The sequence below is a fragment of the Thermobifida halotolerans genome, from assembly GCF_003574835.2.
GTDB classification, from domain to species: domain Bacteria; phylum Actinomycetota; class Actinomycetes; order Streptosporangiales; family Streptosporangiaceae; genus Thermobifida; species Thermobifida halotolerans.
Genome location: NZ_CP063196.1, coordinates 1687637 through 1700644 on the forward strand (window position 1 = coordinate 1687637; position 13008 = coordinate 1700644).

At 73.4% G+C, this 13008-nt stretch carries 9 protein-coding genes; 6 read left to right on the forward strand and 3 right to left on the reverse strand.

The annotated features are described in order from the left end of the window. Nucleotides 1-74: 74 nt before the first annotated feature. Entirely contained in the window at nt 75-794 is a 720-nt protein-coding gene (locus NI17_RS07510) for a helix-turn-helix domain-containing protein (protein WP_234402088.1), read from the forward strand. Here the strand turns inward: NI17_RS07510 and NI17_RS07515 are convergent. Together NI17_RS07515 and NI17_RS07520 are read right to left on the reverse strand one after the other, a co-directional pair. Beyond that, nucleotides 763-6219 (reverse strand): ATP-binding protein, encoded by a 5457-nt coding sequence (locus NI17_RS07515; RefSeq protein WP_119267634.1) that lies wholly within the window; start codon nt 6217-6219, stop codon nt 763-765. The genes NI17_RS07510 and NI17_RS07515 overlap by 32 nt on opposite strands. 196 nt (nt 6220-6415) lie before the next feature. Further along, on the reverse strand, nt 6416-6892 hold the full coding sequence (locus tag NI17_RS07520) for an MTB12 C-terminal domain-containing protein (RefSeq protein WP_068693159.1): 477 nt from the start codon (nt 6890-6892) through the stop codon (nt 6416-6418). A 319-nt stretch (nt 6893-7211) separates the two neighbouring features. Between NI17_RS07520 and NI17_RS07525 the strand changes: the two genes are divergently transcribed. Both NI17_RS07525 and NI17_RS07530 read left to right on the forward strand, forming a co-directional pair. Then, nucleotides 7212-7661 (forward strand): hypothetical protein, encoded by a 450-nt coding sequence (locus NI17_RS07525; RefSeq protein WP_119267635.1) that lies wholly within the window; start codon nt 7212-7214, stop codon nt 7659-7661. A 224-nt stretch (nt 7662-7885) separates the two neighbouring features. Further along, entirely contained in the window at nt 7886-9385 is a 1500-nt protein-coding gene (locus NI17_RS07530) for a hypothetical protein (protein WP_170163014.1), read from the forward strand. A 101-nt stretch (nt 9386-9486) separates the two neighbouring features. Here NI17_RS07530 and NI17_RS07535 read toward each other — a convergent pair whose 3' ends face one another. Continuing rightward, the gene (locus tag NI17_RS07535) at nt 9487-9999 is read right to left on the reverse strand and encodes a hypothetical protein (protein ID WP_068693155.1); all 513 of its coding nucleotides are present in this window, start codon (nt 9997-9999) and stop codon (nt 9487-9489) included. 246 nt (nt 10000-10245) lie between these two features. Here NI17_RS07535 and NI17_RS07540 point away from each other — a divergent pair, with 246 nt between their 5' ends. The 3 genes from NI17_RS07540 to NI17_RS07550 all read left to right on the forward strand — a co-directional run bounded on the left by NI17_RS07540 (nt 10246) and on the right by NI17_RS07550 (nt 12682). Beyond that, nucleotides 10246-11178 (forward strand): polysaccharide pyruvyl transferase family protein, encoded by a 933-nt coding sequence (locus tag NI17_RS07540; protein WP_068693154.1) that lies wholly within the window; start codon nt 10246-10248, stop codon nt 11176-11178. Nucleotides 11179-11507: 329 nt separating this feature from the next. Beyond that, nucleotides 11508-11921 (forward strand): ankyrin repeat domain-containing protein, encoded by a 414-nt coding sequence (locus NI17_RS07545; protein WP_068693153.1) that lies wholly within the window; start codon nt 11508-11510, stop codon nt 11919-11921. Next, complete coding sequence (locus NI17_RS07550; protein WP_068693152.1) at nt 11918-12682, forward strand: aminoglycoside 3'-phosphotransferase; 765 nt, start codon at nt 11918-11920, stop codon at nt 12680-12682. The genes NI17_RS07545 and NI17_RS07550 overlap by 4 nt, the downstream gene beginning before the upstream one ends. Nucleotides 12683-13008: the final 326 nt, after the last annotated feature.

Consider the following 13008-nt stretch of genomic DNA (forward strand, 5'->3'; position numbering starts at 1 on the left):
ATAACGACCAGATGGTGTCAGCGCACCGACCGGGTGGTCCACCCGAATGGTCTGATCGTGAGGACGACGGTCGGATGGCCGAGGTAACCGCTCCGCGGACGGCCGCGCACGATGTGCGGACGGCCCGCGTCCGTGCGGGGTTGTCCCTGGACGAGCTCAGCCGACGCGCCCAGGTCGGCAAGGGGGCCCTGGTGGGTGGGGAGAAGGCCCGGGGCAACCCCGACCCGGCCGCCCTGGTGCGCCTGGCCGACGCCTTCGACGTCTCGGTGTCGGCTCTGGTGCAGAATCCGCCCGAGGGCCGCGTGCGCGTCGTGTCCGCCGGTGCCGCTGTGGACCGGGCGAGGAGTACCCCAGCCGCCCCCCCAGGCCGGGGCCGTGGAAACCGTCAGCGTCGCCTCCGGCCGGATACCCCTGGTCGTCCACGGCACCGAGCACACCGTCGAAGCCGGGCAGACCGCCACCTTCGGCGGCGACGCCCCCCACACCCACCGCGGCGCGGGCACCGAAACCTGCCACCTGACCATGACGGTCCACCTGCCCACCCTGACCCGCGCGGCGTCCACCGGGGCCGCCGAGCGACAGCGGTTGGCCTGTCCCCGCACGGTCACCGTGCGGGGACAGGACCGAACCGGGGGCGGGGAGGTCCGGAAGCGAGCGGGACCGCGGGGGTGGCTCCTCCCGTCCTCCGGCGGAGCGCGGCCGCCGCGGGAGCGGCGGGTGCCGGTCGCATCCGCCGGGCGGGGCGGATGCGACCGGGCGGGGTCAGCGCAGGCGGGACTCGATGGCCTCGATGATCCGCGGGCGCAGTTCCGCGGCGCCGATGACGGCGTCGACGGAGCCGACCTCGACCGCGCGCTGGATGTTGTGCACGCGGTCGAACTCCGCGGCCACCTCGCCGAGCTTCTCGGTGCGCACCGACGCGCGCAGTTCGTCGAGTTCCGCGGTCAACGCGGCGCGGTCGGCGCCGGAGGCGGCCGCCACGCGGGCCTCCAACTCCCGCACGCGCTCATCGGCCGCGGTGCGGGCGTTGACGTCGCCGGAGAACACCACCGCGGCGGCGGGGGCGCCGCCCAGCACCGAGGCGAACGAGCCTTCCAGCGCGAGCACGGTCATGTTCGGGTTCAGTGCCTTGGAGAACACCACGAACGCGCCGCCGTGGTACCGCGAGATCACGCAGAACACGATGGGACCGCGGAAGTTCACGATCGCGCGGCCGATCTCGGCGCCGTACTCCAGTTGCAGCTTGCGCATCGACTCCGGCGAGCCGTCGAAACCCGACAGGTTCGCCAGCACCACCAGCGGACGGTTGCCGCTGGCCGCGTTGATGGCCCGGGCGGCCTTCTTCGACGACTGCGGGAACAGCGTGCCCGCGGTGTAGGTGTCGGGTCCGTCGGTGGGCGGGAAGCCGCGCCGCGGCACCGACCGCGACTCGATGCCGAGCAGGCACACCGGGATGCCGCCGAGATGCACGTCCTGCACCACCGCGGTCTCGGCGTCGGCCATGCCCGCCCAGCGCTCCAGCACCGGGTGGTCCTGGTCGGAAAGCGCCCGCATCACGGTCCGGATGTCGAACGGCTTCTTGCGGTCGGGGTTGGCCTCGGCGGAGAAGATCTCGCCGACGGTGGTGAAGTCGCTGCCCTCCACGGTGTGCGGGAAGTCGGAGATGTCGCGGTCGATCGGGTCGGTTGTCCTCGCCCGCCGCGGCGCCTGCTCGCCCGGAGCGACGTAGGAGTGGGCGTAGTGCGCCATCAGCACGTCCCGGGCGGCGGCCAGGTTCGGCGCCCAGTACTGCGCCTGCCCGTTCGGTCCCATCACCCGGTCGTAGCCGCCGATGCCGAAGTTGTCCTCGGCCGACACGCCGCCGGAGAAGTCGAGCGACTGCTTGCCGGTGAGCACCATCGCCGAGTCCGGTGTCATCACCAGGATGCCCCTGGTGTGCATGAGCATCGTCGCTTCGGCGTTCCAGTACGGCTGCGCGCCGACGTTGATGCCCGCGACCACGATGTTGATCTCGCCGCCGTCCTGGGTGAACTCGACGATCCGTTTGAGTGCCGCGGCCACCCAGTCCATGTTCTCGGTGCCCGACTCCATGGAGATCCGGGCGCCGGAGGACAGCGCGTACCACTCCAGTGGCACCCGCATCCGCTCGGCCAGGTCCAGCGCCGCGATCACGCGGCGGCACTCCGGCTCCGACAGCGCGCCCAGCGACTTCGTCGGGTCGCCGAGCAGCACCACCCTGGTGACGCCCCGCGGGTGCAGCGGGGTCGGCGTGGACACCACCCCCGCGACGATCGCCGCGGTGTTGTTGCCCTTGGGCCGGTCGACGGGGACCAGCGTGTGGTCGTCGTCGAGGTCGTACTCGACGAAGTCGCCGAGCAGGCCGGTCAGCTCGTAGGGGTACACCGTGTTGCGGCTGCTGGCGCGCAGTACCTTCTGCCGGTAGTCGTCGACCGGCTCGACCGGCTCGGTCGGCGGTTCGCCCACGGTCAGCTCGGTGCCGCCGGCGGCGTCGAAGGAGACGCGCACGGCGATCCTGGTCAGCTCACCGGTCCGCCGGTCGCGCTGGCGCGCGATGAACAGGATCTCCTCCAGTCCGGCGCCCGCGGTGGTGGGCAGCACGCGCCCGGCGATCGTCTCCAGCTCCGCGCGGGTGAGGTCGCTGGGGGGCCAGACGTAGACCGTGATCCGGTTGGTGTTGAAGCGCTTCCTCGACGGCCGCCGCGACTGCGCGCGGCGGATCGAGTCGAGGCAGGCGGCGACGGTGTCCTCGGCCGTCGGCAGCGCGACCAGCCTGCCGTCGTGTTCGCGCAGCTCGGTCAGGTCGCGTACCTGCGCGAACGCGACGAGGCGGTCGTCTGAGGGGTTCTCCCGGGCCACGCACCGGAAGAGGTAGACCTCCTCGTCCGAGGACGGCAGCCGGGTGAGGTCGAACTTGCTCAGCCGCTCCAGTTGCATCCGCTGCGCGATGGACGGGTGCAGGCCGCGGATCAGCCGCTCCTCACTCATCCCGGTGGCCGACGGGCGGAACGTGAAGTGGTGGTGCATCACCGCGCCGTCGCGGCCCGCGACGGTGGCGGTGAGCCTGCGGACCTGCTCCGGCAGCGGGTGCGCGCTGATGGCCTCGTGCAGCGCGGCCGCCATCGCGTCGGAGTCCTCCGGTTGCCTCTCCCAGGCGAGATAGATGTCGGCGTCGACGGCGTCCCTGTCGCCCGCCAGCTCCGCGAGCCCGCGCAGCGCGCTGCCCAGCGCTTCGAAACGCACCGCGGCGGAGACCACGCACGAGTCGGCGCGCTCGGCGACCACGAACGCGCAGCCCCCGACCTCGCCGGTGTGGACGCCGGTGAGGGCCTTGTTGCCGTAGTAGCGTCGGGTCAGCACCTCCAGCATGACCGTGTTGTCCCGGTCGTGGCGGACGAGCCGCTGGCCGAGCAGCCGCACCAGCGGCTCGGTGCTGCGCACCATCTCGGCGACGCGCTCGGCGCGGTCCGGCGAGTCCGGGTGCGCGTCCAGGTGGCGCAGGTGCCTGCGGACGTCGGCGTAGACGCGGGCGCGGTTGCGGCGCAGCAGCGGCTGGCCGAACCAGGCGAACACCACGCCGCGCGCGAGGTCGGCGACCGCGGGGAAGCGGACCTGTGTCGCGGCCACCAGCCGCTCCAGCGCGAGACCGGCGGGCTCGCGCAGCGCCGCGTCCGGCGGCGGCTCCCGCAGCCACGCGCGCAGCAGCGCCGTGACGACCGCGGCGTCGGCGGACGCGCGCTGCTGGGCGAGGAAGATCCGAAACACCGCGGCTTCGAGCTCGGGACAGCGCTCCAGGTCGGTGACGCCGTAGTGCCCGAGCGCCGTGGCGAGCTTGGTCTGGAACGCCTCCGGCAGCCCGGCCCGCTCGACGTCGAGGCTCTGCAGGTAGGTGTGGAAGTGCTCGCGGGCGCTGTGCACGTGGCCGTCGCCGCCGTCCTCGCCCGCCGGCCGGTTGCGGCTCAGCTCGGCGAGGTCGGCGAACACGCTGACGAGTTCGAGTTCCTCGGCCAGCGGCCGGTGGCCGTCCTCGACGGCTTCCCGGCGCGCGGCGAGGTAGTCGTCGAGGACCCGGCGTTCGTCGTGCGGGTCGACGTCGAAGCCCAGCAGCAGGCCGCGCAGGTTCTCCTGGCCTCGTGCGGCGCGTTCCCGCGCCGGGAGCGCACCACGCGCGGCGGGCAGGTCCAACTCGACGGACTCCGTGTCCGGGGCGTCCTCGGCCTCGGTGTCGGCGAGCGGCTCCAGCCGCAGCAGCGGGGCGCCGGTCTCCACCTGGCTGCCCACCGACACCAGGCATTCCTTCAACCGCGCCCTGAACGGTGCCCGCAGCACCGTCTCCATCTTCATGCTCTCCAGCACCAGCACCGGCGCGCCCGCCTCGACCTCGGCGCCGACCGCGAGCGGCGTGGCGACGACCAGCGCGGGGGTGGGCGAGCGGACGATACCACCCTCGTCGCGGCTGACCCGGTGTGCCACGCCGTCCACCTCGACCAGGTAGACCGGACCGTGCGTGCCGGTGAGCAGACGGTAGCGGGTGCCGTTGACGACGATCCGCCCGGTGTGCCGGTCGAAGCGGTCGAGTTCGACGTCGGCGGTGCGAACGCCGCCGCCCGCCTCGACGCCGACACGGAACCGGTGGGCGCCGATTCGTGCGACGCGCACGCGGTAGCCGACGCCGCGCAGCTTGAGGTCCAGTGGTCGGCCGCTCTCGTGCTGTACCTGCGGGCGTCCGCCGAACGCCGTCGACAGCAGCCGCTGCCGCTCGACGCGTTCCTCCTCCTCGTAGGCCTCGATGGCGGCGGCGGCCAGCGCGACGGCGGAGTGCCGGTGCGAGACGAGTCGGCCTTCGCCGCGGACGCGGTCGATCCAGCCGGTGTCCGCGCTGGCGTCGATCACCTCGGGCTGGTCGAGCAGGTCGAGCACGAAGCTCTTGTTCGTCGCGCCGCCCTCGATGATCACGGTGGTCTGTGCCAGCGCCCGACGCAGCCTGCCGAGCGCCTCGTCGCGGTCGCGGCCGTGGGCGATGATCTTCGCGATCATCGAGTCGAAGTCGGCGGGGATGACGTCGCCCTCGCTGACACCGGTGTCCACGCGGATGCCCGGCCCGGCGGGCAGGTCCAGCCGCGCGATGCGGCCGGGGGAGGGCGCGAAGTCGCGGTCGGGGTCCTCGGCGTTGAGTCGGGCCTCGACGGCGTGCCCGCGCTCCACCGGCGGCTCGCCTTCGAGCCTGCCGCCGGATGCCACCCACAGTTGCGCCTTGACCAGGTCGAATCCGGTGGTGGACTCGGTGATCGGGTGCTCGACCTGCAGGCGGGTGTTGACCTCCAGGAACGCGAACAGTTTGTCGTCTGGACGGTAGAGGAACTCGACGGTCGCCGCGCCCCGGTAACCGACCGCGACGGCCAGCCGTTCGGCCGACGCCTTGAGTTCGGCTGTCTGCGCGGAGTCGAGCACCGGCGACGCCGACTCCTCGATGATCTTCTGGTTGCGTCGCTGCACCGAGCAGTCGCGGACGCCGAGCGCCCATGCGGTGCCCTCGCCGTCGGCGATCACCTGGACCTCGACGTGCCGGGCGCCGGTGACCAGGCGTTCCAGGAACACCACGCCGCTGCCGAACGCCCGCGCGGCCTCCTGGCTGGTGCGTTCGTAGGCGTCGGCGAGTTCGGTCTCGTCCGTGACCACGCGGATGCCGCGCCCGCCGCCGCCCGCGGTCGCCTTCAGCATCAGCGGGTAGCCGATCTCGCTCGCCGCCGCCAGGGCGGCGTCCAGGGTCTCGACCGCGCCGCGGCTCCACGGCGCGACCGGTACGCCGACCTCCTCGGCGATCAGCTTCGCACCGATCTTGTCGCCGAGCTTGCGCATGGCTTCAGCGCTCGGTCCGACGAAGGTGACTCCGATCCTTGCGCACAGCTCCGCGAACGCCGGATCTTCCGCGACGAAGCCCCAGCCGACCCACGCGGCGTCGGCCCCGGTCTCCACCAGCGCGCGCTCCAGTATCTCCAGGTCGAGATACGGGCGCGCGGACGCGGGACCGAGATCGTAGGCGGTGTCGGCTTCGCGGACGAAGGCGGCCGTGCGGTCGACATCGGTGTACAGGGCGACGGTCTCGATCCGTGCCCCGGTCTCCGCGGCGATGTCCCGTACGGCGTGGATGAGCCGCATAGCGGCTTCACCACGGTTGACGATGGCGATACGACTGAACACCCAACCGAGCCCTTCTGTAGACCAACGGGGTACGCGCCGCGGCACAGCGGCCCCGGCAGTGTTCACCCTTCCGTATACCGGACGGCAGTGCCATGTCGCGGACAGCCCACGCTGGGCGTCTCCATTTGTGGAAAACGATCAAAAGCCCGCCGCGGCGGGTGTGGAGCACGCGGCGGGCCCGGTCGGGCGAGGGGGGTCAGAGCGGGTGGGTGGAGTCCACCAGCCACGCCCCGTCGATGTTGACGAGGGTGAGGGCCTCGGCGCGGTCGTCGGCGGAGCCGTCGTGGGTCAGGTGCGCGGTGGCGGTGGTGCCGTCCTCGCCCAGTTCCACCGTCTCGACCGTGGCGGTGGTGTCGGGTGAGGCGAGGGTGGCGGAGAAGGCCTCGGCGCAGTCGGCGTCACCGCCGTGGGTCTCGACCAGTTCCCGGCGGGCCTCCTCCGTCAGCACGAAGCAGCCGACCTGGCCGTCTGCGGTGCGCACCGCCTCGATGTAGGTTTCCGCGGCCGCGCGCGCCCCCTCTTCGTCCTCTCCCTCCAGCACGGGGGTTTCCAGGGGGTTGACCGAGGCGGTGGGGCTGGTCTGTGCCGCCTCGGGGGTGTCGGAGGGCTCCGAGCCGCATCCGGCGGCGAGGGTGAGGGCGGCCAGGCAGGCCGCGAGGGTGAAACGTCGCATGGCGATCGTCCTTCACTGGTGTGGGGATTGGTTCCCGGGGCCGTCCCGGGGTGTCCACTTCCTATCGCACGGCGGCAGCGCGGCGGCATCCGGGGAGGGGTGGGGACTGTGCGGCGTCGGGGCCGGCGCTTCTTCTCCGGGGGCTGGGGCCGTGCGCCTCCTCGGGGCACACGGCGGGGGTTTCCCGTGGTCGCTGAGAGGAGGCTCCGCCGGAGTCCCCCCGGGGTGTGCGTGGTCGGGGGCCCCGGCGGGGCCGCGCAGCCTCTAGGGTGGCGGATCGGACGGTGAGGCCGTCCGAAGTTCACCGGCCGGAGGACTGATGTCGCCCAAGAAGAAGAGGAAAACCCGTCAACCGCGTCCGGGTCGGCGCGGGGGGTCGGCGCCCGCCGCTCCCGGGGCCGGAGTCGGGCGCACGCCCGTGGTGGTCGAGGAGCCGCCGCCGCGGTGGCCGCTGCTGGTGTGGGGCGCGCTGGTCGTGGTGTGGGTGCTGGGGTCGCTGTCGTCGTTCATGGGGGTGCTGGCCTCCGCCGGGGTGATGCCCGAGGACGTCACCGACGCCACCCGCCGCGAGGGCGCGTGGGCGCTGCTGTGGCTGCTGGTGTTCGCGCTGCTCACCCCGCTGGTGGGGGTGGTGGTCGCCGCGGTGCTGCGGCGCCGTGTCGCCGCGGCCCTGTTCGGCTGCGCGCTGCTGCTGTCGGGAGGCGTGCTGTGGTTGATCGCGCCCTTCGGTGAGGTGTGGGCGGCGTTGCGGGCGGGGCTCGCTCTGTGATCCGGTCGTGTCCCGGTCGGGCGCGGCCCGCCGGGGCGGCTCACCGACCGGCGTGACTTTGTGAGCCATGATGGAGGCCAGCAACCACGGGATGCGGGGCCAGGTCCGGTGCGGTCCGTGGAAGCCGCCCGTCCCGCGTCCCCACCGCACGCCGGTGGCCGATGCCACCGTGATCCGATTGGGGCTGTGACCGTACCGTGCCCGAAATGTGGAAAAATGCCCAGGTGATCGATGCTTTCCGTGCCGCGTTCCAGGAGTTGATCGACGCCTCCCTCCTGGGCGACCCGCAGCGTTTCGGCCCTGCGGTGGGCCGGGTCTACGAGCTTGCCTCCCACGTCCCGGTCGCCGAACGGGAGATCGCCCTGGAAGCGCTGGGGCCGATCTTCTCCGGACACCACACCGGTCCGGGAATCGAGGCCGACCTGACCGTTGTGGCCGGCGCCCTGGTGGAGATGGGAACCCAGCCGGGGAGTACCGGTGTCGAGGTGCTGCGTCTGCTGCGTGAGACCGGGCGTGCCGCAGGCATGTTCCTGCACGCCTGGGACAAGGTCGGCGGCGGTGCGCCGCCCGACCCCGACCAGGTCACCGCCGCCGACGAGAGCAGGGTCGCCGCGGTGCTGGGGGAGTCGGCTCCCGTGGCCACCCTGTGCTGGTGGACCGCGCGCCGCTACGGGCTGTCCGCCAAGACCATGCTGAGTTCGGCGCGGGTGCGCCGGACCGTGCGCGGTGACGCCGAGATGCACAGCGACCTGCTGGCCATCGCCGGGCAGTTGTCGGCGCACCTGGTCGAGTACGGCGAGGTGACGGCGCTGCTGCGCATGGACGAGGTGTCGGAGGCCCTGGTGCTGGACCGGTCCTCCCGCCGGGGGTTTCGGGTGCGTTTCGAGGGCATCGGCGACAACTTCCAACTGCACACCCTGCTGGCCGACGCCCTCATCGGTGAGGAGGGCGTCGGCCTGGCCGGGCAGCGTCCCGACCCGCGGTGGGTGGCGGCCTTCCGCGACGCCGACCCCGACCCGCAGGCCAAGGTGGTCCACGGCTGGTGGAACCTGGTCGGCGCGGACGGCACCTGGGTGTGGAACGAGGGAGTGCCCGCCGACATCCCGCTGCTGCGGGGTGAGCGCGTGCTGATCCTGGAGGAGCAGACCTACCCGCGGTCCTGGAACGCCGGACGCCTCTACCCGCTGGTCGAGGGGTCCTTGTGGGTGGTGGAGGAGTTGGCCGCCGACCAGGTCGAGCGCTGGTGGTCCCTGGTGGAGCCCGACGACCAGCCGGCGGCCGCCGCCGACGTCGCAGGAGCCCCGGCTGTGCCGTGGTGGGAGGAGCCCGCCGCGGCCGCGGCGGGTCCCGACTCCGAGGCGCAACCGGCGTGGCCCGCCGCAGAATCCACGGAACCGGAGCCGGAACCGGCTGCCGTGCCGTGGTGGGAGGAACCCGCCGCGGATCCCGTGGTCGGGGCGCAGGCCGGGGAGGCTCCGGCCCCGCAGCCGACCGCCGAGGAGACCGACTCCGCCGACGGCGTCCCGGCCGACCCCGAGCGGTCCGAGCCGCTGCCCGCGACCGAGGCGATCCCCGTCCTCACCGACGCCGACCTGGCCGCCTACGACGCGGCCCGCGGCGACGACACCGCCGAGGAGCGGCGCGACGCCCCCGGCTCCGCCCTGCTGCCGCCGCTGCCTCCCGGGGTGTCGGACAGTTCCGGCTGGGGTCCCAGTTGGCGGTGACCGCGCAGCCGCCGGTCCGCGAGACGCCCGCCGGGAGGCCTTGCGGACCGGCGGGCGGCTGTTCGGGGCGGTGCGCCCCCGCCTCCCGGGGCGGTCGGCCGTCAGTCGTCGGAGTCGTCGTCGGCCAGGTCGGCGAAGCCGTCCTCGTCGTCCTCACCGATCGCGTGCGCGCCGCGGGGGCGGTAGCTGCGCCACCGTGAGGGAAACACCAGCGGGACGAGCAGGGCGAGGGCGAGCGGCAGCAGCAGCCCCGCCTCCGCCAGGGCCACGGCCCCGTCCCGGCCGAGGATCGGTACCCCGCCCATGACCGGCAGGGGCAGCGTGTCGGGGACGAGGGCGGTCCACCGCGGACGCACCAGGTGGGCGACGGTCACGCCCGCCAGGACCACCCCGGCCATGCCCGGGATCAGCGGAGTGAGTCGGGGCGGCACCAGCACCAGCGCGACCAGCAGCGCCAACGCGAGCAGCGCCCCCAGGGTGAGGAGTTCACCGAGACCGAGGAAACCGCGGTCGGAGCCGACCAGGGCGGCCGTTCGGGGAAGGACCCACCCGCTCGCCAGGAGGAGAACGGGCCCCAGCAGCAGCCCGAAGACAAAACCAAGAAAATGTCGCACGGGGGATGGCTCCTCTCAAAAAATTCACGAGCACCCTACCGACAAATGACTGCTTGTGGGCCTGTCGTTGCGTGTCGGGATTTCTGTGCGACATGTCCGGTTTCCGGGTGGTGGGCCCGCGACTCCTGAGGCTACGGCGAGCCGCGAATCCGTGACGCGGGCGGTCAACCACCGGACGAGGCGGCTCCCCGAACATCGCCCGGCCCGGGCGGATACTCGGCGTCGGCCGCGGGTAGCGCACTGTTCATGAGGGTTCTCCTGGTCGGCTGGTTCAGTTTCACGCACGGCGAGGCGACCGCCGGGGACGTGGCCGCCGCCGAGGCCGTGGCGCGGCGACTCGCGCGGGCCGGCATCGCCTGCGACACGGCGTGGAGTCCGTTCTTCCGCTCTTCCGGTCCGTCCTTGGAGGAGGCTGATCCGGCGCGCTACAGCCACCTGGTGTTCGCGTGCGGACCGCTGCACGGCCCCCAGGTGCGGTGGCTGCACGAGCGCTTCGCCGCCTGCCGCAGGATCGCTGTCGGGGTGTCGGTCATCGACCCGGCGGATCCCGCGGTGACCGGCTTCGACGCCGTGCTGCCCCGCGACCGCGCGGACGGGCCGCCGCACCGCGACCTGGCCACGGCCGCGCCCCTGGCTCCGGTTCCGGTCGTGGGCGTGGCCATGGTCGACCGCCAGCCCGAGTACGGGACCCGGGGGCAGCACGAGCGGGTCGGCCGCATCGTCACCTCGTGGGTCGCGGGACGCGACTGCGCGCCCCTTTCCGTCAGTACCCGGCTGGACACCCGGGACTGGCGACAGTGCGGCACACCCTCACAACTGGCGGCGCTGCTCGGCCGCTGCGACCTGGTCGTCACCACACGGCTGCACGGCCTGGTCTTCGCCCTGCGCTCGGGGGTGCCCGCCATCGCCGTCGACCCCGTCGACGGCGGGGCGAAGGTGACGGCGCAGGCCAGGGTCCTGGACTGGCCCGCCGTCGTCCCCGCGGGGACGGAGGAGGACATGCTGGCCCTGCTCGACCGCCTGTGGGACTGGTGCCTGTCACCCGAGGGGCGCCGCCGGGCGGCACGCCACGCCGATCCGCAAGCGCACGCCGAGGAGGGCGGGGCCGAGGAGACGCTCACACGCATGCTGGAACAGCTCGGGGCGCGGCCGAGCCCGAACGTACCGGGCCGGGTCTAGGACCTGAGGAGTCCGACGACCACAGGGAGGTGCCAAGCCCCCCGCCTTCACCGACGTCCGACGCGCGACGAACTGGTCGAGCACGCCTGCGCCGACGGTGCCGGCGAGCGGATCATCGAGGTGCCGGAGCCGCTGCGGGACCGAGGCCACGGGCGAGAAGAAGAAGGAGCCCCGTACCACAGGTCGCAGCCGTGGGAGCCGCGAGACGGACGGTGTACGCCGTGATCCGCTGCGAGCTCAGCGGCGAACTCCCCGACCACCTCGGTCTCGGTGTTCTCCCGCCTCCCGTGTTCCCCACCTCTCAGGACAGAACGTCTAGGCTGGAGGGCATGGACGTTCCGCACGCCGCCGAACCCGGCGACGTCGACCCCGACGTCGTCGAACTGGCCACCAAGATCTTCGCCATGGCCCGCGCCGGAGAGACCGCGTCCCTGGACGCCTACCTCACCGCGGGAGTACCCGCCAACCTCACCAACGACCGCGGCGACTCCCTGGTCATGCTGGCCGCCTACCACGGCCACGCCGACACCGTGGCCTGCCTGTGCCGACACGGGGCCGACGTCAACCGCCTCAACGACCGCGGCCAGTCGCCGCTGGCGGGCGCGGTGTTCAAGGGCGAGGACGCGGTCGTGGAGACCCTCGTCGCCCACGGGGCCGATCCCGACCTGGGCCAGCCCTCCGCCGCCGAGGCCGCCCGCATGTTCGCCAAGGAGCACTACCTGGAACTGTTCGCCCGCCGATGAGCCGCCGCCCCACAGCCCACATCCCCACCGGGCCGGTGCCGCTGCCCCCGTCGGTCGCCGCGCACACCGACGGCGGCGCGGCCCACCCGGTGTGGCGCAACGAACTGGGCGGGCTCACCTTCCGGGTCGACCATCCGCGCGGGCGCCGCTTCGTCAAGTGGGTGCCCGCCGCGAGCGGACTGGACCTGGCGGCCGAGGCCGAACGCCTCACCTGGGCCGCGGCCTTCACACCCGTGCCGCGCGTGCTGGGCCACGGCGTCGACGGGAGCGGCCAGTGGCTGCTGACCGCGGCCCTGGACGCGACAAGCGCGGTCGATCCGCGCTGGACCGCCGAGGCGGCCACCGCGGTGCGCGCCGTCGGCGAGGGGCTGCGCGCCCTGCACGAGGCGCTGCCCGTGGCCGACTGCCCGTTCACCTGGAGCGTGGAGCGGCGCGTCGCGGCGGCGCGCCGCCGTGGCCTGCTGGACGCGGAGCGGGCCCGTGCGCTCGTCGAGCAGGCCCCGCCGGTGGACCGCCTGGTGGTCTGCCACGGCGACGCCTGCGCCCCCAACACCCTCGTCGACGACTCCGGCCGCTGGGCGGGACACGTCGACATGGGGGCGCTCGGCGTCGCCGACCGGTGGGCCGACATCGCGGTGGCCGCCTGGAGTACCGAGTGGAACTACGGCCCCGGCTGGCAGGAGGCGCTCATGGACGCCTACGGCGTCACCCCCGACCCCGCGCGCCTGGCCTACTACCGCACCCTGTGGGATTCGACCTGACCCCGAACCGTGCGGCAGGACCCGGCCCGGTGTCCCCCCGGGGGCGCCGGGCGGTCCCGCACCGCGGGCCCAGGAGCCTGGGGCGCCCGATGCTCTTTGCGCCCGTCCCTTCCGTGGGGGCGCGGGCGGAGGCGACGCTTCGCACCTCCGAGCACTCCGCCGCCAACCCGTGGTGCCTCCGGGCAGTCCAGGGGAATGCCCCACCGCTTTCTCGGCCCCGGCATCGGTTCCGCGACGGGGGCGGGTGCGTCCGGCACACCGAACGCCGTTGTCCTCCCCCGATGTCCGGTTCTGCGAAACTCGTGGCCGGGGTGGGGAAAGGACGG